This is a genomic window from Mesorhizobium dulcispinae (assembly GCF_033977345.1).
Classification (GTDB): domain Bacteria; phylum Pseudomonadota; class Alphaproteobacteria; order Rhizobiales; family Rhizobiaceae; genus Mesorhizobium; species Mesorhizobium dulcispinae.
Map to the genome: position 1 here is coordinate 26,074 of NZ_JAVIIY010000006.1, position 20,309 is coordinate 46,382.

The 20,309-nt window shown below is 63.7% G+C and carries 19 protein-coding genes; 15 read left to right on the plus strand and 4 right to left on the minus strand.

Going from position 1 to position 20,309, the window contains the following annotated elements; translation table 11 throughout:
* The first annotated feature begins 16 nt into the window (after nt 1-16).
* Nucleotides 17-610: a nucleoside deaminase gene (locus tag RFN30_RS14875; protein WP_320262844.1), complete on the plus strand. Its 594-nt coding sequence runs from the start codon at nt 17-19 to the stop codon at nt 608-610.
* Between the two features lie 12 nt (nt 611-622).
* On the opposite strand, the gene RFN30_RS14880 is transcribed toward RFN30_RS14875, so the two are convergent.
* Entirely contained in the window at nt 623-934 is a 312-nt protein-coding gene (locus RFN30_RS14880) for a BrnA antitoxin family protein (protein ID WP_320262845.1), read from the minus strand.
* The gene (locus RFN30_RS14885) at nt 921-1,175 is read right to left on the minus strand and encodes a BrnT family toxin (RefSeq protein WP_320263135.1); all 255 of its coding nucleotides are present in this window, start codon (nt 1,173-1,175) and stop codon (nt 921-923) included. The genes RFN30_RS14880 and RFN30_RS14885 overlap by 14 nt, the downstream gene beginning before the upstream one ends.
* A 184-nt stretch (nt 1,176-1,359) precedes the next feature.
* On the opposite strand from RFN30_RS14885, the gene RFN30_RS14890 reads away from it, so the two are divergent.
* The 9 genes from RFN30_RS14890 (at nt 1,360) to RFN30_RS14930 (ending at nt 12,528) form a co-directional block, all read left to right on the plus strand.
* A complete protein-coding gene (locus RFN30_RS14890; protein WP_320262846.1) occupies nt 1,360-3,345 on the plus strand; it encodes a CocE/NonD family hydrolase in 1,986 nt (661 codons plus the stop codon).
* 149 nt (nt 3,346-3,494) lie between these two features.
* Entirely contained in the window at nt 3,495-5,081 is a 1,587-nt protein-coding gene (locus RFN30_RS14895; protein WP_320262847.1) for an ABC transporter substrate-binding protein, read from the plus strand.
* A 16-nt stretch (nt 5,082-5,097) separates the two neighbouring features.
* Complete coding sequence (locus tag RFN30_RS14900; RefSeq protein WP_320262848.1) at nt 5,098-6,057, plus strand: ABC transporter permease; 960 nt, start codon at nt 5,098-5,100, stop codon at nt 6,055-6,057.
* Nucleotides 6,058-6,067: 10 nt separating this feature from the next.
* Nucleotides 6,068-6,892, plus strand: a complete 825-nt coding sequence (locus RFN30_RS14905; RefSeq protein ID WP_320262849.1) for an ABC transporter permease — start codon at nt 6,068-6,070, stop codon at nt 6,890-6,892.
* Entirely contained in the window at nt 6,892-8,547 is a 1,656-nt protein-coding gene (locus RFN30_RS14910; protein ID WP_320262850.1) for an ABC transporter ATP-binding protein, read from the plus strand. Before RFN30_RS14905 ends, RFN30_RS14910 begins: the two co-directional genes overlap by 1 nt.
* Nucleotides 8,548-8,742: 195 nt before the next feature.
* A complete protein-coding gene (locus RFN30_RS14915; RefSeq protein WP_320262851.1) occupies nt 8,743-9,582 on the plus strand; it encodes an alkaline phosphatase family protein in 840 nt (279 codons plus the stop codon).
* A 273-nt stretch (nt 9,583-9,855) separates the two neighbouring features.
* Nucleotides 9,856-10,422: a sigma-70 family RNA polymerase sigma factor gene (locus RFN30_RS14920; protein WP_320262852.1), complete on the plus strand. Its 567-nt coding sequence runs from the start codon at nt 9,856-9,858 to the stop codon at nt 10,420-10,422.
* Nucleotides 10,419-11,087, plus strand: coding sequence for an anti-sigma factor (locus RFN30_RS14925; RefSeq protein WP_320262853.1), 669 nt, complete (start codon nt 10,419-10,421; stop codon nt 11,085-11,087). Before RFN30_RS14920 ends, RFN30_RS14925 begins: the two co-directional genes overlap by 4 nt.
* On the plus strand, nt 11,077-12,528 hold the full coding sequence (locus RFN30_RS14930) for a S8 family serine peptidase (RefSeq protein WP_320262854.1): 1,452 nt from the start codon (nt 11,077-11,079) through the stop codon (nt 12,526-12,528). The genes RFN30_RS14925 and RFN30_RS14930 overlap by 11 nt, the downstream gene beginning before the upstream one ends.
* 192 nt (nt 12,529-12,720) lie before the next feature.
* On the opposite strand, the gene RFN30_RS14935 is transcribed toward RFN30_RS14930, so the two are convergent.
* Nucleotides 12,721-13,545 carry a class II aldolase/adducin family protein gene (locus RFN30_RS14935; RefSeq protein ID WP_320262855.1) on the minus strand — a complete coding sequence of 275 codons (825 nt, stop codon included), beginning with the start codon at nt 13,543-13,545 and terminating at the stop codon, nt 12,721-12,723.
* Nucleotides 13,546-13,654: 109 nt separating this feature from the next.
* Between RFN30_RS14935 and RFN30_RS14940 the strand changes: the two genes are divergently transcribed.
* Nucleotides 13,655-15,193 carry a winged helix-turn-helix domain-containing tetratricopeptide repeat protein gene (locus RFN30_RS14940; RefSeq protein ID WP_320262856.1) on the plus strand — a complete coding sequence of 513 codons (1,539 nt, stop codon included), beginning with the start codon at nt 13,655-13,657 and terminating at the stop codon, nt 15,191-15,193.
* Between the two features lie 25 nt (nt 15,194-15,218).
* On the opposite strand, the gene RFN30_RS14945 is transcribed toward RFN30_RS14940, so the two are convergent.
* A complete protein-coding gene (locus RFN30_RS14945; RefSeq protein WP_320262857.1) occupies nt 15,219-16,241 on the minus strand; it encodes a substrate-binding domain-containing protein in 1,023 nt (340 codons plus the stop codon).
* 47 nt (nt 16,242-16,288) lie between these two features.
* Between RFN30_RS14945 and RFN30_RS14950 the strand changes: the two genes are divergently transcribed.
* The 4 genes from RFN30_RS14950 to RFN30_RS14965 all read left to right on the plus strand — a co-directional run bounded on the left by RFN30_RS14950 (nt 16,289) and on the right by RFN30_RS14965 (nt 20,307).
* Nucleotides 16,289-16,417 (plus strand): hypothetical protein, encoded by a 129-nt coding sequence (locus tag RFN30_RS14950; RefSeq protein WP_320262858.1) that lies wholly within the window; start codon nt 16,289-16,291, stop codon nt 16,415-16,417.
* 186 nt (nt 16,418-16,603) lie between these two features.
* Nucleotides 16,604-17,959, plus strand: coding sequence for an ABC transporter substrate-binding protein (locus tag RFN30_RS14955; RefSeq protein WP_320262859.1), 1,356 nt, complete (start codon nt 16,604-16,606; stop codon nt 17,957-17,959).
* A 178-nt stretch (nt 17,960-18,137) separates the two neighbouring features.
* Entirely contained in the window at nt 18,138-19,151 is a 1,014-nt protein-coding gene (locus tag RFN30_RS14960; RefSeq protein WP_320262860.1) for a carbohydrate ABC transporter permease, read from the plus strand.
* A gap of 1 nt (nt 19,152) precedes the next feature.
* The gene (locus RFN30_RS14965) at nt 19,153-20,307 is read left to right on the plus strand and encodes a carbohydrate ABC transporter permease (protein ID WP_320262861.1); all 1,155 of its coding nucleotides are present in this window, start codon (nt 19,153-19,155) and stop codon (nt 20,305-20,307) included.
* The last annotated feature ends 2 nt before the right edge of the window (nt 20,308-20,309 follow it).

Genomic DNA, 20,309 nt, shown 5'->3' on the forward strand with positions numbered 1-20,309 from the left:
CTTAAGATTGCCCCCCATGACCGATGTTTCGCTGATCGACCGCCTGCTCGATGTGATCGAGCACGACATCGTGCCGAAGACCGCCGAAGGCGTCGCGCACGGCAACAAGCTCTTCGGCGCGGCGATCCTCAGGAAAGACGACCGCTCGCTGGTGCTTGCCGAGACCAACAACGAGATGGAAAACCCGCTCTGGCATGGCGAGGTGCATTGCCTGAAGCGCTTCTACGAGATGCCGAAAGCCGAGCGCGTCGACACCAAGGACGCGCTGTTCATCGCCACGCACGAGCCCTGCTCGCTCTGCCTGTCGGCGATCACCTGGACGGGCTTCGACAATTTCTACTACCTCTTCAGCCATGAGGATTCGCGCGACTCTTTCGCCATCCCGCACGACCTCAAAATCCTGAAGGAGGTCTTCACCCTCGACCCTGGCGGCTACAATGCCGAGAACGCTTACTGGAAGAGCTTTTCCATCCGCCGGCTGGTGCGGGCCTTGCCGGAGGCGGAGCGCAAGCGGCTGGAGGCGCGCATCGGCAAGATCGCCGGGCGCTATGACGAGCTGTCAGGCACCTACCAGGCGAGCAAGGCCGAGAACGACATCCCGCTGAACTGACTCGGATCGTCGCTAGCTTACTTTCGCTTTTTTTAGCACCTCGTTTATCCTGGCCTGCCAGCCTTTCCCGGTTGCCTTGAACTTGCGGATAACGTCCTGGTCGAGGCGGATGGACACAATCTGCTTGGGTTTTTCGACGGCCGGCCTGCCGCGAGCGCGCTTTATGCCTTCGAAGAGTTCAGGAAACGCTTGCGCAAACGGCTTGGCTTGCTGCAATTCTTCTTCAGTAGCCTCGGCGTCGTCCGGATCGGCAGCGATTTGCCTTTGAATTTCCGCTTCCTCCTCATCGGTAAGCGGTCGAAGACGCGATTTAGGATTGCTCATAAGCTGACCTTTCCTTTCGGCTGGCCCGGCGTATCGAGATCACCGAAATTGCTTCGGAACCGACCGGCTTGAAAATCACTGCGAGAATGGTCTGCCTGAATTCGCCGATCGCCTTGAGTCGGCCGGCTTTCGCAGGAAGAACGGTCGAAGTCGCAAAAAACACGATGTCGAGATCGGCAAAGTCGAGACCCCGGTTATCGAGGTTCGTCACGCGCTTCGGCTCATCCCAAACGATTTTCAGGCGAGATCATCCAGTACGTCCGCGTCGGGCCGGCGAATAAACGTAATACATAAATTAATGCGGCAGCGCAAGTTGAAAGTCGAATGATCGGCCGGTCCCGGCAACGGGACAGGTCGCATAATTCGCTGCGCCAGGTCGCTAATAGTGATTGAAAGTCATCTCCGGGCAGGGCGTTATGTGGCCCATGAAAACCGTCACTGAGTTCCCCCGCAAGGTCGTCGAATTTCCCGACATGGGCATCGTCATGCCGGATGGCTGCCGGCTGTCGGCGCGCATTTGGATGCCGGAGGACGCCGCCGACAATCCGGTGCCCGCGATCCTCGAGCATTTGCCCTACCGCAAGCGTGACGGCACGATCTTCCGCGATCAGCTGACTCATCCCTATTTCGCCGGCCACGGCTATGCCTCGATCCGCGTCGACATGCGCGGCAACGGCGATTCCGAAGGGCTGATGGACGACGAATATTCCGAGCAGGAATTGCAGGACGCCTGCGACGTCATCGCCTGGGCGGCTGCGCAGCCCTGGTGCAACGGCAATGTCGGCATGATGGGCATCTCCTGGGGCGGCTTCAACTGCCTGCAGGTGGCTGCAAAGCAGCCGCCGGCGCTGAAGGCGGTGATCAGCCTGTGCTCGACCGTCGACCGCTATGCCGACGACATCCACTATAAGGGCGGCTGCCTGCTCCTGGAAAATTTCGGCTGGGCCTCGACGATGCTCTCCTATTCGTCGCGGCCGCCGGATCCGCTGATCGCCGGTGGCAACCGCTGGCGCGATCTGTGGCTCAGCCGGCTGGAGAACCAGCCTTTCCTTGCGGCGCTCTGGCTCAACCACCAGCATCGCGACACCTATTGGAAGCGCGGCTCGATCTGCGAGGATTTTTCCGCGGTCAAGGCGTCGGTACTGTCGATCGGCGGCTGGCATGACGGCTACCGCAACACGATCTCCAATCTCGTCGCCGATATCCAGTCGCCGGTGAAGGGCATTGTCGGCCCGTGGATCCACAAATACCCGCATTACGCCGGTCCCAATCCAGCCATCGGCTTCCTGCAGGAGGCGCTGCGCTGGTGGGACCGCTGGCTGAAGGGCACGGCGACCGGCGTCGAGGACGATCCGGACTACCGCGCCTATGTCATGGACAGCGTGCGGCCTGCGCGCTGGCATCCGGAGCGGCCAGGCCGCTGGATTGCAGAACAGCAATGGCCCTCGTCCAACATCAAGCTTGAGACGGTCGAACTCATTCAGGGAGGCGCCAGGCCGGCGATCGTCGCTTCACCGCAAAACTGCGGGTTTGCCGGCGGCGAATATTTTCCTTTCACCTTCGGTCCCGAACTGCCGGGCGACCAGCGTCCCGACGACGCGCTTTCGGTGTGCTTCGACCAGCCCGAACTCGAGGAGGCGATCGACATCGTCGGCGCGCCGGAACTTGAGATCAGGGTTGCCTCGGACCGTCGCCAGGCCAACATCGCGGTACGTCTCTGCGACGTGCATCCCGACGGCGCCTCGGAGCTGATCTCCTATGGCGTGCTCAATCTCACGCATCGCAACTCGCATGAATTCCCGGAAGCGCTGGTGCCGAGCGAGACGGTTTCGGCGCGCGTCGTGCTCGACCAGTGCGCCTACCGGGTGCCCGCCGGCCACCGGCTGCGGATTGCCGTCTCCACTGCCTACTGGCCGATGATCTGGCCGTCGCCGGAGCCGGTGACGCTTGAGCTGTCGGCGGCGACGCTCAAGCTTCCGCGTCGCCCGCTGGCGACAGGCGATGAGGTCTCGTTTTCCCAACCGGAAGGTGCCGCCCCCTGGGCGACCGAGACGATCAGGCCCGCCAATTCCGAACGGCATATCGACCGCAACGAGAAGACCGGCGTCGTCACGCTTTCCATCACGGACGATTTCGGCGCGGTGCGGGACCTTGCGCATGGGCTCGTCCATGGCAGCATCGCCAGGGAGACCTGGGCTATCCACCCGGACGATCCGCTGTCGGCCGCCGGCAGCACGCACTGGACGCAGACCTTCTCACGAAATGAATGGTCGGTGAGGACCGAAACTTTTGCCGACATGCGCTGCGACGCGCAAAATTTCATCGTCAGTGCCAGAATCGAGGCCTATGAGGGCGAGAAACTGGTGTTCGAACGGGACTTCGAACAGGCGATACCACGCGCCCTCGTCTGAGCGCTGGCAACATTGGTCCAAATGCGACGCGCCATTTACGCCACGGCATGTCGCATTCGGTCTTGCTTACAGCTTTCCGTTGCGGTCATTATCTCCTCCAATAAGCAGAAACGACCATAAGGTCGGACCATCAGAGTGAGGAACCCACAATGACCAACGAACTCGACTATCTCAGCCGTCGCGTTGCCGCCGGCAAGCTCAGCCGCCGCGACTTCCTTGGCCGTGCCGCCGCGCTCGGCGTCACCGCGCCCTTCGCCAATTCGCTGCTTTCGAGCGCTGCCCGCGCCGCCGGCCCAGTCAAGGGCGGCACGCTGAAGGCCGGCCTGGTCGGTGGTGAATCCACCAACAGCCTCGATCCGGCGCTGATGATGACGCAGGTGCCTTTCGCCTTCGGCAAGTGCTGGGGCGAAATGATCGTCGAGCTGTCGCCCGACGGCAAGCTCGAGAACCGCATCGCCGAGGAGATCGGCGCTTCGGATGATGCGAAGACCTGGACGCTGAAGATCCGCGACGGCATCGAATTCCACAACGGCAAGACGGTGACCGCCGAGGACGTCGCCGCAACGCTCGAACGTCACTCGGACGAGAAGTCGAAGTCCGGCGCGCTCGGCTACATGAAGGGCATCGAGACCATCAAGGCCAGCGGCAAGGAAGTGGTGCTGACGCTCAAGGAGCCGAACGCCGACCTGCCCTATCTGCTCAGCGACTACCACCTGATCGTCCAGCCGAACGGCGGCAAGGACAAGCCCGATGCCGGCATCGGCGCCGGCCCCTACAAGGTCAAGGTCAACGAGCCCGGCGTGCGCCATGTCGGTGAGCGCTTCGCCAATTACTGGCAGGGCGACAAGATGGGCCATGCCGACCAGATCGAAGTCGTCGTCATCAATGACGCGACGGCGCGCACGGCGGCCCTGCAGGGCGGCCAGGTCAACATGATCAACCGCGTCGAGCCGAAGATCGTCGACCTGATCAAGCGTGTGCCGGGCGTCACCATCCGCAACCACTCCGGTCCCGGCCATTACGTGTTCATCATGCATTGCAACACGGCGCCGTTCGACAACAACGACCTTAGGATGGCGTTGAAGCTGGCGATCGACCGCGAGGAGATGCTGAACAAGGTGCTGCGCGGCTACGGCTCGCTCGGCAACGACTTCCCGATCAACGCCTCCTACCCGCTGTTCACCGAGATCGAGCAGCGCAAGTATGATCCCGACAAGGCCAAGTTCCATTACAAGAAGTCAGGCCATGACGGTTCCATCCTGCTCAGGACCTCCGATGTCGCCTTCCCCGGCGCCGTCGACGCCGCGCAGCTCTACCAGCAGAGCGCTGCAAAGGCCGGCATCAAGCTCGAGATCAAGCGCGAGCCGGGCGACGGTTACTGGAACGAGGTCTGGAACAAGCAGCCCTTCTGCGCCTCCTACTGGGGCGGACGCTCGACCCAGGACCAGATGTACTCGACCGCCTACCTGTCGTCGGCCGACTGGAACGACACGCGTTTCAAGCGCCCGGACTTCGACAAGATGGTGCTTGCCGCCCGCGCCGAGCTCGACGAGGCCAAGCGCAAGGCGATCTACCACCACATGGCTGTCATGGTGCGCGACGAGGGCGGCCTGATCCTGCCGATGTTCAATCAGTTCATCGACGCAACCGGTCCCAAGGTCGCTGGCTGGGTGGACGATCCGCATCAGGAGCTTTCGAACGGCTACGCCCTGGCGAAGTGCTGGCTGGAAGCCTGAGCTCGGCCTTGCGGAGATGTCCTCACCCATCGTGAAACTGGTGGCCCAGCGCATTGCGCTGGGCATCCTCCTTTTGCTGGCCGTTTCGGTCCTGATCTTCGCCGGCACCCAGATCCTGCCCGGCGACGTCGCGCAAGCCATACTCGGACAGTCGGCGACGCCGGAGTCGCTTGCCAATCTGCGCGAGCAGCTCGGGCTCAACCAGCCCGCCTATATCCGCTATTTCCACTGGCTGGGCGGCGTGCTGACCGGCGATCTCGGCACGGCCATGTCGAGCGGGCAGGACATCGCGACATCGATCAAGGAACGGCTGTGGAACACATTGTTCCTGGCCTTCTGGGCGGCAATCGTGGCCATTCCGCTGGCGATCATTCTCGGCCTGATCGCGGTGCGCTACCGCAACGGCTGGGTCGACAAGCTGATCTCCGGCGTGGCGCTCGCCTCGACCTCCTTTCCGGAGTTTTTCATCGGCTATCTGCTGGTCTTTTACTTCGCGGTCCAGCATCAATGGTTCCCCGCCATCTCGACGGTCTATGAGGGAATGTCTTTGGGCGAACGCCTGCAGGCTATCGCGCTGCCGGCGGCGGCGCTTACGCTGGTGGTGCTTGCCCATATGATGCGCATGACGCGCGCGGCAATCCTCAACGTCATGCAGTCGGCTTATGTCGAGACGGCGGAGCTCAAAGGCCTTTCCGCCTTCGCGGTGATCCGCAAGCACGCTTTCCCGAACGCCATCGCGCCGATCATCAACGTCGTGATGCTGAACCTTGCCTATCTCGTGGTCGGCGTCGTCGTGGTCGAGGTGATCTTCGTCTATCCGGGCATGGGGCAGTATCTCGTCGACCATGTCACCAAGCGCGACGTTCCTGTCGTGCAGGCAGTCGGACTGATCTTCGCCGCGGTCTACATCAGCCTCAACATCATCGCGGACATTGCGGCGATCGTCGCCAATCCGCGGCTCAGGCATCCGAAGTAAGGGGGGCGGCATGCTCGCTATCAGACGCATCCCCATCGCATCGCTGATCGGCCTGGTGCTGACGACTTTGTTTGTGCTGATGGCCGTGTTCGCGCCCTTGATCGCGCCGCACGGCAATGCCGAGATCGTCGGCGATGTCTGGGAGCCGATGTCGTCGGCCCATTGGCTGGGCACCGACAATCTCGGCCGGGATCTGTTGTCCCGCATGATCTACGGCGCGCGCATAACGCTGTTCATCGCGGTGCTGGCGACCGCGCTGTCCTTCTCGCTCGGCGCCATCCTGGGCTTCTCGGCGGCGGTGTTCGGCGGCTGGTACGACACGATCCTGTCGCGTCTCGTAGACCTCTTGATGTCGATTCCGACACTGATCATGGGCCTGGTCGTGCTGTCGGTGCTGCCGTCGAACCTGGTGACGCTGATCCTGGTGATGGGCATCCTCGACTCGACCCGTGTCTATCGCCTGTCGCGCGCGGTCGCCGTCGACATCAACGTCATGGACTATGTCGAGGCCGCCAAGCTGCGCGGCGAAGGCAGCGGCTGGATCATCTTCCGCGAGATCCTGCCCAATGCGCTTTCGCCGCTGGTCTCGGAGCTTGGCCTGCGTTTCATCTACGCCGTGCTTTTCCTGTCGACGCTCTCCTTCCTCGGCCTTGGCGTGCAGCCGCCGGACGCGGACTGGGGCGGCATGGTGAAGGAAAACAAGGACGGCATCGTCTTCGGCATTCCGGCGGCGCTGATCCCGGCAGCGGCGATCGCGGCACTGGCGATCTCGGTCAACCTGGTCGCCGACTGGGTGCTCAACCGCACGACCAGCCTGAAGGGAGGGCGCGGGTGATGGCTGACAGCAAAGCAAATTCCGGCCGGCTCCTCGACATCCGCAACCTGCGCATCGAGGCGACCGTCTATCCGCCCGGCGAGGCGCCGAGGACCATCACGCTTGTCCACGATGTCTCGCTGACACTCGAAAAGGGCAAAGTGCTCGGCCTGATCGGCGAATCCGGCGCCGGCAAGTCGACCATTGGCCTGTCCTCCATGGGCTATGGCCGCGGCGGCGTGCGCATCACCGGCGGCGAGGTCATCCTCAACGGCCGCGACATCCTGAAGGGCGGCAAGGATGGCTTGCGCAAGCTGCGCGGCCGCGAGGTGTGCTATGTCGCCCAGTCGGCGGCGGCGGCCTTCAATCCAGCGCATCGGCTCATGGACCAGGTGGTCGAGGCGGCTTTGCTGCACGGCACCGCGACCCGGGCCGAGGCCGAGAAACGCGCCGTCGCCCTGTTCAAGAAGCTCAGCCTGCCCAATCCCGAAACCATCGGCGAGCGTTTCCCGCACCAGGTCTCCGGCGGCCAGCTGCAGCGCGTGATGACGGCGATGGCGCTCTGCTCGGAGCCTGACCTGATCGTCTTCGACGAGCCGACCACGGCGCTCGACGTGACGACCCAGATCGACGTGCTGGCGGCGATCAAGGACGCCATCCGCGACACGCATGTCGCGGCTTTGTACATCACCCACGACCTTGCCGTTGTCGCGCAGGTGTCGGACGAGATCATGGTGCTGCGGCACGGCCGGCTGGTCGAATGGGGTGGCACGCGCCAGATCATCAAGGAGCCGCGCCAGGAATACACCAACGCGCTGGTCTCGGTGCATGAGATCGAGCATCAGGAACAGCAGCCGGGCACGGCGCCGATGCTTTCGGTGAAGAACGTGACGGCCGCCTATGGCGGCGGCGCCGTCAAGGTGCTGAAGAACGTCTCGGTCGACATCTATCCGGGCCAGACGCTTGCCGTGGTCGGGGAATCCGGCTCCGGCAAATCGACGCTGGCGCGCGCCATCACCGGCCTGTTGCCGCCCGAGCAGGGAAGCGTCGTCTTCGACGGCCGCACGCTCGGCAACAGGCTTTCCGACCGGCCGAAGGAGGACCTGCGCCAGCTGCAGATGATCTACCAGATGGCCGACGTGGCGATGAATCCGCGCCAGACGGTGGGCACGATCATCGGCAGGCCGCTGGAATTCTATTTCGGCATGAAGGGCCGCGAGCGCGACAAGCGCGTCGCCGAGCTGCTCGACGAGATCGAGATGGGCAAGGGCTTCATCGACCGCTACCCGGCCGAGCTTTCCGGCGGGCAGAAGCAGCGCGTCTGCATCGCCCGTTCGCTCGCCGCCAAGCCGAAGCTCATCATCTGCGACGAGGTGACGTCGGCGCTCGATCCATTGGTCGCGCACGGCATCCTCAAGCTCCTGCTCAACCTGCAGCAGGTCGAGAAGGTGGCTTACCTCTTCATCACCCACGACCTCGCGACGGTGAAGTCGATCGCCGATTCGATCGCGGTGATGTATCGCGGCGAGGTGGTGCGCTACGGCGCCAAGAGCAAGGTGCTGACACCGCCCTTCGACGCCTACACCGACCTTCTGTTGTCCTCCGTCCCCGAAATGGAGATCGGCTGGCTGGAGAAGGCCATCTCCGGCCGGCGCATGGAGAGCGCCGGCAACTAAAGCGCGTCGCGCCGAAATGGATTCAGTCGACGCGCTTTAGGTCTTTGTTCTATGCATGTCGTTGTCCCAAAGCCGCTGCACACTTTTGGGCGACATGCATTCAACTGGCTTCCTCTTCTCAGCGTTTCTGGGCCTTGGCCGGATCGGCCAAGCCCTCGATGCTGATCTCTCCCGCAAGACCGCATGGAATTGCCCGTGGCGCTCAAATCCAAACTGCTGCTCATCATTCTCGACGGCGTGCCTTACCGGAACTGGCGCCGGCTGATGGGCAATCTCGAAGGCTGGGCGCAGTCGGGGGAAGCGCAAGTATGGAAGATGCGCTCCGTGCTGCCGTCGACCTCCGCCTGCTGCTACGCCTCGATCCACACCGGGGTCACGCCGCAGGTGCACGGCATCCTTTCCAACGAGAACCGGTTCAGGGTCGAGCAGCCGGATATCTTCTCCGAGGTCAGCAAGGCAGGCGGCAAGACCGGCGCGGTGACCCACTCCTACTGGTCGGAATTCTTCCGCAGCTTTCCGTTCGACCTGGTCGAGGACATGGAATTTGACGAGCCCGGCGGACCGATCACGCATGGCCGCTTCCACACCATGACCGGCTACAATCTCAAGAACCAGATGACGCCAAGCGACGTCGACCTGTTTGCGACGCTGACGATGCTCGCCAGGCGCCACGGCATCGACTACGGCATCCTCCACACCTGCACGCTGGACTCGATGGGCCATCGCTTCGGCCATGACTGCCACGAGATGGACCATGCCTGCTACGCGATGGACGGCATGCTCGCCGCCTTCCTGCCCCAATGGCGCCAAGCCGGCTATGAAGTCATCGTCACCGCCGATCACGGCCAGACCAACCGCGGCCATCACGGCGGCCACGATGACGAGATGCAGGATTTCGCGCTTTACTATTTCGGGCCGTCCAAGGGTCCCGAGGCCAACACGCTGCTCGACCAGCTGCAACTCGCGCCGACGGTGCTGAGCCGGCTCGGCGTGGAAATACCGGCGACGATGAAGGCGAAGGTGTTTTTGGAGTGAAGCGCCCTCTTCTCCCCTTGTGGGAGAAGGTGGATCGGCGCGCAGCGCCGAGACGGATGAGGGGTGTTGGACGGAGTGAGAGGTTGGCGTTCCCTGGAACACCCCTCATCCGTCGCCTTCGGCGACACCTTCTTCCACAAGGGGAGAAGGAGAGGCGCTGCCTACTGGCAACATCCCCGCTCTTCGGTTAGCCTCCAAAAATCCTTGGCGGAGGTGAACCTTTTTGGCCCGACCAGCGACAGAGCCACGAGGAGCCAGGCGGCTCGACCGGCCATGAACGCGGCGACCGAAACCGATCGCGCGCTTGTAGACCGGGTCGCGAAGGGCGACCGGGCTGCCGTGCGGCTCCTGTTCATGCGTCACCACGCGCGGATCTACCGCTTCGTGGCGCGCCAGACGGGATCGGAAATGATGGCCGACGATATCACCAATGAGGTCTTTCTCGAGCTGTGGCGGCAGGCGCCGGGCTTCGAAGGCCGCTCGGAGGTCTCGACCTGGCTGCTCGGCATCGCGCGCTTCAAGGCGCTGTCCTTGCTGCGCAAGAAGAAGGAAGACTGGATCGACGACGATGACGCGGCGCAGGTGCCCGACAGCGCCGACACGCCGGAGGTCGTCACCATGAAGGAGGACAAAGCCGCCGCCTTGCGCCGCTTCGTCGATGCCTTGCCGGAAGAACACCGCACGGTAGTCGACCTTGCCTATTACCATGGCCAGTCGGTGACCGAGATCGGCGAGGTGCTCAACATCCCAGTCGCGACGGTCAAGACAAGGATGTTCTACGCCCGCAAGAAACTCGGCGAGGCGCTGAAGGCCGCCGGTTACGACAGGGGGTGGCCATGAGCGCCGCTGAAAAGATGTCGCGCCGCGACGAGATGGAGACGCTGCTGCCGTTCTACCTGAACGGCTCGCTGGAAGGCGCGGAACTGGAGGCCGTCGAGGAATGGCTGGCCTCCGATCCGGCGGCGATGGCAGCGCTTGGCGAGGCGGAGGCCGAATTCTCCGGCACCGCCGCCGCCAACGAGGCGATCCGGCCGCCGGCCGACGCGCTCTCCCGCTTCGCCAGGGCGCTCGACGCGGAGGCCGGTCCGGTGCGCGCGCCTGCCGGCCAATCATGGCTGGCGAAGGTGTTCGGCCGGGTGACGGCCATGCCCGCGGGCGTCGCCTGGGCGGCGGCCGCGGCGCTGCTTGCGCTGGTCGTCGCGCAGTCCTTCGAGCAGCCCGGCGGCAAGGGCAACGACTTCGAGATCGCCGGCGCCGAGGACGACCTTGCGAAGCTGCCCTTTGCCCTGGTGAAGTTCAAGCCGGATGCCAGGATGTCGGACATCGCTGCCTTCCTTGGCCAGAACGGGCTGAAAATCGCCGGAGGGCCGAGCGCCGACGGCGTCTTCCATCTGACCATCCCGGCCAGCACGGCGGCCGACTACGACAAGCTCGTCGGCCTTATTGCCGCCCAGCCTTTCGCGGAGGCTGTGGTGCAGGGAAGGAAACCGGTCGATGGCGGCTAGAGCGGTCATTCTTCACGCGGCAATCCTCGCGACGGCATTTGTCGCCGCCCCTGCCTTTGCGCAAACCAACGACCCGGACCTGACACAGAAAGAGGTCGACTGCCTCAATCGCACGACGGCGGCCGGAGCCGATTGCGACAAGGAGGGCGGCACCACCGATGGGGGCGGCAAGTCCGGCGCAGGCAGCGCTGCCGGCAGCGCCGTGTTCCTGCCGGCGCTGATCGTCGACCTGTTCCCGAACCCGCCGGCGCAGCCCACGCCGCCGGCGCGAACACCGCCGAACGGAACGTCGCCTCCAAATGGCCCGACGAACCCGCCGACACCCTCGCCAAGCGGCCCCATCACACCTCCTACCGGCCTCAATCTCGCCGCGCCGCCGCGCGCGGTCAGCGGCGAGTTCGTCCCCGACGAGGTGCTGGTGACGGTGACCGGCGATGCCGGCGCGGTGCAGCAGATCGCCAACGCCTTCGGGCTGCAGGTGCGCTCGCAGCGCCAGTCGCGGCTGCTCGGCTCGACGCTGGTGCGCTTCGGCATTCCCGACGGGCGCCCGGTCGGCGTGGTGCTGGCGCAGCTTGCCGCCGACGGCCGCACCCAGCGCCGCGAGCCCAACCACATCTATTCGCTGCAGCAGGCAGCAGGCATCGTTAACTATGCCTTCGAGCGCATCGCGCTCGATTCAAAACAGGCGAGCGGCGAGAATGTGCGCGTCGCCGTCATCGACACCGGCATCGACGACACCAACCCGGCGCTGAAGGGTGCGATCGCCGACCAGTTCGACGCCATGCCGAACGTGCCGATCGAAAAGCGCGACCACGGCACCTCGGTCGACGGCCTGATCGCCGGCGTCGGCCAGCTGGAAGGCATGGCGCCGGGCGCGAAAATCTACCACGCGCGAGCCTTTGAAGGCGGCAAGTCCACCATGGACGTCATCCTGTCGGCGCTCGACTGGGCGGCGGAACAGGATGTGCGCATCATCAATATGAGCTTCGTCGGCCCGAAGAACGACCTGCTCGGCACCGCCTGCCGCAATGCCCGCGCGCTTGGCATGGTTCTGGTGGCGGCCGCCGGCAACAATGGTCCCAAGGCGCCCTACGGCTATCCGGCGGCCTTCGACGGCGTCATCGCGGTGACGGCCACCGACGCCAAGGACGGGCTGATGCCGCAGGCCAATCGCGGTCCTTACGTCTTCATCTCGGCGCCGGGCGTCGAAATGGTGGCGCCGAGCGGCGCCGGCTCGGATGTGGTGACCGGCACCTCGTTTGCCGCCGCGATCGTGTCCGGCGCCATCGCCAACCTGATCCATGCCACGCCCGGCCGGTCGGCCGACGACATCGAGAAGGCGCTGGCGGCAACCGCCAAGGATCTCGGCCCCAAGGGACGGGACAATGATTTCGGCTATGGGTTGCTGGACATCAAGGCGGCTGGGGCCGCGAAGGAGTAGGCGTCAGGTCACACCGGCACCCCCGCAACCGATCCCCTGACCCACCAGATCGACCGGCCAGACCTCGCCTCTCGCCCCCTCCTCCAATCCCGAGATCCTCGCCGCCGGCCGCTCGGCGACGTGCGCCGGCGAGGCGGATCGCCGGCGTATCGCTGCCGCACGCGGTGCTTGCTGACATTGTTATTGCCGCGGCTATTTCAGCAGGTCCGGCTGTGCCCTTACGATGTGATCCCACAGCGGCTGGCACTGGAACCAACCGATGAACGGAGTTCCGTTCACAGCGCGAGCGGCGCGGGCGTTGGAGCTGTCGATCTGGAGCGGCTTGCAGACCGACTCGGCAAGAAATTGTGCCTGGCAGCAGCGCTCCATCGCGACGAACCACCAGACTGCCTCCTCGACCGTCTGGCCGACGGTTAGCAGACCGTGGTTGCGCAGAATCGCAGCCTTGTGCGGACCGAGGCAGCGCGCGAGTTCGACACCTTCGCTCGCCTCGGTAATGAGCACTCGTGCATCGTCGAAGAAAATGTGGTCCTCGTAAAAGGCGCAGGCATCCTGTGTAATCGGATCGAGCAGTCGGCCGACCGCAGACCAGGCCTTGCCATAGATAGAATGAGCGTGCGCCGCGGCGACAACCTCCGGGCGAGCCTCGTGAATTGCCGCGTGGATGGCGAAGGCAGAGACATTGAGCGGGCCTTCGCCCTCGACCACGTTGCCCTCGCGGTCAACCCGAATCAGGTCGCGGGCCCTGATTTGCCCAAAATGCATGCCGAAGGGATTGACCCAGAACGTGTCGGTGAACTCCGGATCGCGCGCCGTGATGTGGCCTGCGACACCTTCGCTGAAACCGAACGCGGCGAAGATGCGGAAAGCGCCGGCAAGGCGTTGTTTGCGGTGCTGCCGCTCATCGATAGGGCTAGCAAAGCTCGGGACGGCGATACGCCTGAAGACCGGATCATAGGCGTCCTTCTTGGCCTGTTCGAGATCAGAGCGGGGCGCCGATTTAACAGGTGCAGTCATTGTCTCCTCCTTTCGCAATTTGAACAACGTTGACGCAATCGGCGGGCTACGTCCTTAAGCTCTGGCTAATAGTTACAAAAAGTCCCGGTGCGGCTATAAAATTCGTCGTATGCAAGGATGTCGTTTCGTCTTCGGTCCTTTCGTCCTCAACGCTGAGACAGGGACCCTGCACCGGCAAAAGATTCCGATACCCGTCGGCTATCGTGCGCTGCTCCTGCTTGAGGCGCTTGTAGAGCGGCCTGGCGAGGTGCTTACCAAATCCGAGCTGATCAACGCGGCGTGGCAGGGGACGGCGGTAGAGGAGGGTAACCTGTCGGTGCAGATCGCATCGCTCAGAAAACTTCTCGGTCCCACCGCCGGCGGGGAGGACTGGATAGTGACAGTCCCTCGGGTCGGCTATCGCTTCACCGGGGAGATCGAGAGACTGGATGGCCCCACACATCACCGCGAGGCGGTCGAGCCTGGTCCTTCCATTGCCGTCCTTCCGTTCGCCAATCTCAGCGACGACGTCCATCAGCAATATTTCGGCGACGGTCTTGCGGAAGACCTCATCACGCGTCTTGCGCGCTTGCGCTGGCTGTTTGTCTCCGCCCGCAACTCATCCTTCTCACATGGTGGCAAGGCGGTGGACGTGAAGCATGTCGGGCACGAGCTTGGCGTCCGCTATGTGCTCGACGGGAGCGTTCGCCGCTCCGGACAGCATTTGAGGATAACTGCCAGGGCGAGCGACACCCACAACGGGCGCCAGATATGGGCCGAACGCTATGATCTTGAGATAGTGGACTTCTTTGCACTCCAGGACCAGATAGTGCAGAGCGTGATCGGCGCGATCGAGCCAAGGCTCTATGCGGCCGAGCACGAACGTTTCCAAAGCCGCGCGCCTGGCAGCCTTGACGCCTGGGGTTTCGCGATGAAAGCCATGCCTTACGTCTGGACATGGGGATCCGCGCAGGAGCTCGAACTCGCCGAGCGGCTGCTGACCAAGGCCACAGACATCGACCCCGACTATCCCCGTGCCAACTGCCTGCTCGCATGGGCGCTGGCAGCGCGGGTGATGCTCGGACTGGCCGAGCCTGCGGAGGCGCTTCCGATCGCCCGCGATATGGCCCAACGGGCAATCCGCGGCGACCCGGAAGACCCCTGGACGCACTTCGCCTCAGGTTTTGTGCACATGGCATCGCGTCATTTCGACCAGGCTGTGGCAGCACTGACCGAGGCGATTGTCCTCAATCCGAGCTTTGCCTTCGCTCATGTGATCCTGGGATGCACCTATGGCTATGGCGGCATGCCTGACGATGGTCTGCATCACCTCGCTATCGCAGAGCGCCTTAGCCCGCGAGACTTTACGCAGGCCGCAAACTTGTCGACGGCGGGGCTGTGCCATTTCGTGGCCAAACGCTTCGCCCAGGCCGCGGAATACGAACGCCGAGCGGTGGAGCTTCGGCCCCATTTCGGGACCGCATGGCGTACACTCGCTGCGTCCGCAGGCATGGCGGGCGATCGTGCGCTCGCCGGCCAAGCTCTCTCGCAGGCTCTGCGGCTGCACCCCTCGCTTTCCGTCGAGTGGGTCGAGAAATATCACCCGATCGTACATGAACGGGACAGAGCCCTCTACATCGAGGGACTACGCGTCGCAGGGCTGAGATAGCTCCAAAGGCTGCGCGTATGACCCCCTAGCCGGGCGCGCCGGCGACCGATCCCCTGATCACCAGATCGACCGGCCAGACCTCGCCGCGCGCGCCCTCTTCCAACCCCGATATTCGGGCCGCCAGCCGCTCGGCGACGCGCGCGCCGGCGAGGCGGATCGAGGACCGCGTCGTCGACAGCGGCACCGGGAAATTCTCCGGCCGCAGCCAGGGGAAGACGTCGTCATGGGCGACCAGCGACAGGTCGCCAGGAATGGTCAGGCCGAGGTCGCGCACGGCGCGCACGACGCCCAGCGCCATGATCAGACTGGAGCAGACGATCGCCGTCGGCGCCTCGCTCTCTTCGAGCAGGCGGCGGGCGGCGCGGTAGCCGTTCTCCTCGGTCATGGTCACGGAACAGATGTGGCGCTCGCCAAGCGTAAGCCCGCTCGCGGCCAGCGCCCGGCGCATGCCGCGCTCGCGGTGGATGGCGAAGGTCTCGCGGTCGTCGCCGTTGATCAGCGCCAGCCGCTTGTGGCCGAGCTGGACGAGAAGCCGCGCCGCTTCGTGGAAGGCGCCCTCATTGTCGATGTCGAGATAGGGATAATCGAAATCGAAACCCTCGCTGCGGCCGTGGACGATGAAGGGAATGCCCAGCGTGCTGACCAAGGCCAGCCGCCGGTCGGCGGGGCGCGGCGAGGAGATGTAGACGGCGTCGACCTGCCGGTTGGCGACAATACGCCGGTAGGTGGTCTCCTGGTCGTCGGCATCGGCCGGCGACAGCACGAGGTCGAGCTCGTGCGAGCGGGCATAATCGCCGAGACCGGAAAGGAACTCGACGAAATGCGGGTCGATGTCGACGGCATTGCCAGTCGGCAGCACATAGCCGATCATGCCGGACTTGCCGGTGGCGAGGCGTCGCGCGCTGGGGTTCGGCCGGTAGCCATGGCGCTTGGCGGCATCCATCACCCGCCGCCGCGTCTCCTCATTAACCTCCGGATAGCCGTTCAGCGCCCGGCTCACCGTGGTCTGCGACAGCGACAGCATGTGCGAGAGTTGTTTGAGGTTCATCGGAGGCCTCCAGCCTCAAAGCGCTTTCAATTTTAATCGATCCGATGATGGCTGGTGATATCGCCAGCCGGAACGACCTTAGTGGCGGCTCAAGAGAGTTTGAAGCAAAAATTGCTGCTGCAGCGCCAAAAAAGCATGCTGCAGCGCACTTTCTGGGCCGATTGGCAAAAATCTAAATCGATTAGTATCGCAAACCCCCTTGACTTTGCGTCAATTCAATGGCGAGATCAAAAAAGCCAAAGCGCTTTGGAAGGCTCATCGGAAGGTTGCGGTTGCCTTCTCGCTGAGTCACAGTTCCGCGGGCGTCGGCGGACGAGATGGAGGTTTCGTCCGAACTGTCTTGACCACTGGGAGGAATTGCGATGAAGAAAATGCTTCTCTTGGGCGCCGCGTTCGCCGCGCTCGCTGTCAGCCTGCCGGCGCAAGCCGAACTGAAGTTCAAGCCGGGCGAGGACCCGCGCTTCCACTGGGCGAACTACGACGAGCTCAAGAAAGTCGACCTCAAGGGCGAGACGCTGACCATCTTCGGGCCGTGGCGCGGCGAGGACGAAGGTCTGGTGCGCACCGTTCTGGAATACTTCCAGGAGGCCACCGGCGCCGAGATCAAATACTCTTCCTCGGAGAATTACGAACAGCAGATCGTCATCGACACCCAGGCCGGCAGCCCGCCCAACATCGCCGTGCTGCCGCAGCCCGGCCTGATCCAGGACCTCGCTTCCAAGGGCCTGCTGACGCCTCTCGGCGACGACACCGCCAAATGGATCAAGGACAATTACGGCGCCGGCCAGTCCTGGGTGGACCTTGGCACCTTCAAGGACAAGGACGGCAAGCCGGGCTTCTTCGCCTTCCCTTACAAGGCCGACGTGAAGTCGCTGGTCTGGTACTCGCCGGACAATTTCGAGGAAGCCGGCTACAAGGTGCCGAAGACGCAGGAAGAGCTCGCCGACCTTGAGAAGAAGATCATCGCCGACGGCGGCACACCCTGGTGCATCGGGCTCGGCTCCGGCGGCGCCACCGGCTGGCCGGCGACCGACTGGGTCGAGGACATCATGCTGCGCACCCAGAAGCCGGACGTCTACGACAAGTGGGTGAAGAACGAGATTCCGTTCAACGACCCGGCCGTGGTCAACGCCATCGACATCTTCGGCAAGATCGCCACCGACGACAAGATGGTCGACGGCGGCGCGAAGGCAGTGGCAGCGACCGATTTCCGCGACAGCCCGAAGGGTCTCTTCTCGGTGCCGCCGAAATGCTACATGCACAAGCAGGCATCCTTCATCCCGACCTTCTTCCCTGAGGGCAAGAAGCTCGGCCAGGACGCCGACTTCTTCTACTATCCGCCCTACGCCTCCAAGCCCGAGCTTGGCACGCCGGTGCTCGGCGCCGGCACGCTGGCCATGATCACCAAGGACTCCAAGGCCGCGCGCGCTTTCATCGAATTCTTGAAGATGCCGCTGGCGCATGAGATCTGGATGGCCCAGGGCGGCTTCGTGACGCCGTTCAAGGCGGTAAACAAGGAGGCCTATGCCAGCGACGCGTTGAAGAAGCAGGGCGATATCCTGGCCAATGCCTCGACCTTCCGCTTCGACGGCTCGGACCTGATGCCTGGCAAGATCGGCGCGGGTTCCTTCTGGACCGGCATGATCGACCTGGTCGGCGGCAAGTCCGCGCAGGACGTCGCCGCCGACATCCAGAAGAGCTGGGATGCCATCAAGTAAGCCGCCTGTGGCGGCTCAGGTCAGACCTTCCTGATCCTCCTACTGGATCCGGGCCACGGCCCGGATCCGACCGGCGGCGCACGCCGGAAGCCTTCGCGTCTCGATTGTTCCGAATAGCGAAATCGGTGCATCCGATCGCCAGTGTTGCCTGGCCGATCATGCGCAGGGAGAGGGACCCATGGCGGCTCAGATTTTCTCGGCCATATTCGTCATCATCATCGGCGTCGGCGGCTGTGTCGCCTATTTCTGGGGCGCCAACAAACTGCTCGACATGATCTTCCCCTCACGCGGCGTCTCCGGCGCCGCCGCCGTCGACAATCTGCGCCGGCAGGGGCTGGTGCGGCCTTGGTTGTTCGTCGGCCCGGCGATGATCATCCTCACCATCTACCTGATTTATCCGGTCATCGAGACGCTGAGGCTGTCCTTTCTCGACCGCGGCGGCGCGAATTTCGTCGGTCTTGCCAATTACGAATGGGCGTTCGGCGACCATGATTTCCGCAACTCGATCCTGAACAATATTCTCTGGCTGGCGGTGGTGCCGGCGGCCTGCACCTTCCTCGGGCTGATCATCGCCGTGCTCACCGACAAGATCTGGTGGGGCACGATCGCCAAGAGCCTGATCTTCCTGCCGCTGGCGATCTCCTTCGTCGGCGCCAGCGTGATCTGGAAGTTCATCTACGAGTATCGCGGCGAGGGCCAGGTCCAGATCGGCCTGCTCAACGCCATCATCCAGTATTTCGGCGGCCAGCCGCAGGTGTGGATATCGCTGCCCTTCTGGAACAATTTCTTCCTGATGGTGATCCTGATCTGGATCCAGACCGGCTTTGCCATGGTGATCCTGTCTTCGGCCCTGCGCGGCATTCCGGAAGAGACGCTGGAAGCCGCGGTCATCGACGGCGCCAACCCGTTCCAGATCTTCTGGAAGATCATGGTGCCGCAGATCTGGGGCACCATCGCGGTCGTCTGGACCACCATCACCATCCTGGTGCTGAAGGTGTTCGACATCGTGCTGACGATGACCAACGGCCAGTGGAACAGCCAGGTGCTCGCCAACCTGATGTTCGACTGGATGTTCCGCGGCGGCGGCGACTTCGGCCGCGGCGCGACGATTGCCATCATCATCATGATCGCGGTCATTCCCATCATGGTCTGGAACATCCGCCAGGCCAACAAAGAGACGGGAGGGCACTGAGATGACCGCCAAGACCGGAAAGTCCTTTGCCAGCCGTTTCGGAGTCCACATCGCTGTGCTCGTCTTCGTGGCGATCTGGACCATTCCCACGCTCGGCATCCTCGTCTCGTCGCTGCGCGACAAGGACCAGATCATCGCCTCGGGCTGGTGGAATTCCTTCGCCAGTTCCAGCCAGACCGAGGCCGGACGGCTGCCGGCCGCTTCGGCGCAGGCGCAGAAGGACGGCAAATACGTCATCGAGGGCAACATCTTCGGCGACGGGGCCAAGCGCGAGATCAGCGCCTTCGGCGTCAAGGCGGCGGCGCCGACACAATACAAGGCCGGCACGCCGGCCGATCTCGGCGATGGCGTGACCCTGCAAATGAACGCCGACGGCAGCTTCGTGCTTGCCTCGCCGAAGGCCTTCGAGGGCGAGCGCGGCCAACGCGTCTACTACGCCTCCTCCGCACCGCCGAAATTCACCACCGAGAACTACGATTCCGTGCTGTTCTCCGAGGGCATCGGCCGCTCGTTCATGAACTCGCTGACGGTCACCATCCCCTCGACCGTGATCCCGATCCTGATCGCGGCCTTCGCCGCCTATGCGCTTGCCTGGATGCGCTTTCCAGGTCGGGCGCTGCTGATCGCGATGATCATCGGCCTGCTGGTGGTGCCGCTGCAGATGTCGCTGATCCCGCTGCTCAAGCTCTACAACGGCGTCGGCTCTTTCTTCGGCGTGCCGTCCAAGACCTATCTCGGCATCTGGCTGGCGCATACAGGCTTCGGCCTGCCCTTCGCCATCTACCTGCTCAGGAGCTACATTGCCGGCCTGCCGCGCGAGATCATGGAGTCGGCCCGCATCGACGGCGCCAGCGACTTCGAGATCTTCGTCAAGATCGTGCTGCCGCTGTCCTTCCCGGTGCTTGCCTCCTTCGCCATCTTCCAGTTCCTGTGGGTATGGAACGATCTCCTGGTGGCGATGGTTTTCCTCGGCACGGCACCTGATCAGATCGTGCTGACGGCCAAGCTCAACGCGCTGCTCGGCTCGCGCGGCGGCAATTGGGAGATCCTGACGACATCGGCCTTCGTGACCATCATCGTGCCGCTGATCGTCTTCTTCTCGCTGCAGCGCTATTTCGTCCGCGGGCTGCTTGCCGGCTCGGTGAAAGGAGGTTGAGA

Bases quoted from the DNA above. Each gene is read 5' to 3' on its own strand.
- RFN30_RS14875 (WP_320262844.1), top strand. From the start codon at position 17: ATGACCGATGTTTCGCTGATCGACCGCCTGCTCGATGTGATCGAGCAC.
- RFN30_RS14880 (WP_320262845.1), bottom strand. From the start codon at position 934: ATGAGCAATCCTAAATCGCGTCTTCGACCGCTTACCGATGAGGAGGAA.
- RFN30_RS14890 (WP_320262846.1), top strand. From the start codon at position 1,360: ATGAAAACCGTCACTGAGTTCCCCCGCAAGGTCGTCGAATTTCCCGAC.
- RFN30_RS14895 (WP_320262847.1), top strand. From the start codon at position 3,495: ATGACCAACGAACTCGACTATCTCAGCCGTCGCGTTGCCGCCGGCAAG.
- RFN30_RS14900 (WP_320262848.1), top strand. From the start codon at position 5,098: ATGTCCTCACCCATCGTGAAACTGGTGGCCCAGCGCATTGCGCTGGGC.
- RFN30_RS14905 (WP_320262849.1), top strand. From the start codon at position 6,068: ATGCTCGCTATCAGACGCATCCCCATCGCATCGCTGATCGGCCTGGTG.
- RFN30_RS14910 (WP_320262850.1), top strand. From the start codon at position 6,892: ATGGCTGACAGCAAAGCAAATTCCGGCCGGCTCCTCGACATCCGCAAC.
- RFN30_RS14920 (WP_320262852.1), top strand. From the start codon at position 9,856: ATGAACGCGGCGACCGAAACCGATCGCGCGCTTGTAGACCGGGTCGCG.
- RFN30_RS14925 (WP_320262853.1), top strand. From the start codon at position 10,419: ATGAGCGCCGCTGAAAAGATGTCGCGCCGCGACGAGATGGAGACGCTG.
- RFN30_RS14930 (WP_320262854.1), top strand. From the start codon at position 11,077: ATGGCGGCTAGAGCGGTCATTCTTCACGCGGCAATCCTCGCGACGGCA.
- RFN30_RS14935 (WP_320262855.1), bottom strand. From the start codon at position 13,545: ATGACTGCACCTGTTAAATCGGCGCCCCGCTCTGATCTCGAACAGGCC.
- RFN30_RS14940 (WP_320262856.1), top strand. From the start codon at position 13,655: ATGCAAGGATGTCGTTTCGTCTTCGGTCCTTTCGTCCTCAACGCTGAG.
- RFN30_RS14945 (WP_320262857.1), bottom strand. From the start codon at position 16,241: ATGAACCTCAAACAACTCTCGCACATGCTGTCGCTGTCGCAGACCACG.
- RFN30_RS14950 (WP_320262858.1), top strand. From the start codon at position 16,289: ATGGCTGGTGATATCGCCAGCCGGAACGACCTTAGTGGCGGCTCAAGA.
- RFN30_RS14955 (WP_320262859.1), top strand. From the start codon at position 16,604: ATGAAGAAAATGCTTCTCTTGGGCGCCGCGTTCGCCGCGCTCGCTGTC.
- RFN30_RS14960 (WP_320262860.1), top strand. From the start codon at position 18,138: ATGGCGGCTCAGATTTTCTCGGCCATATTCGTCATCATCATCGGCGTC.
- RFN30_RS14965 (WP_320262861.1), top strand. From the start codon at position 19,153: ATGACCGCCAAGACCGGAAAGTCCTTTGCCAGCCGTTTCGGAGTCCAC.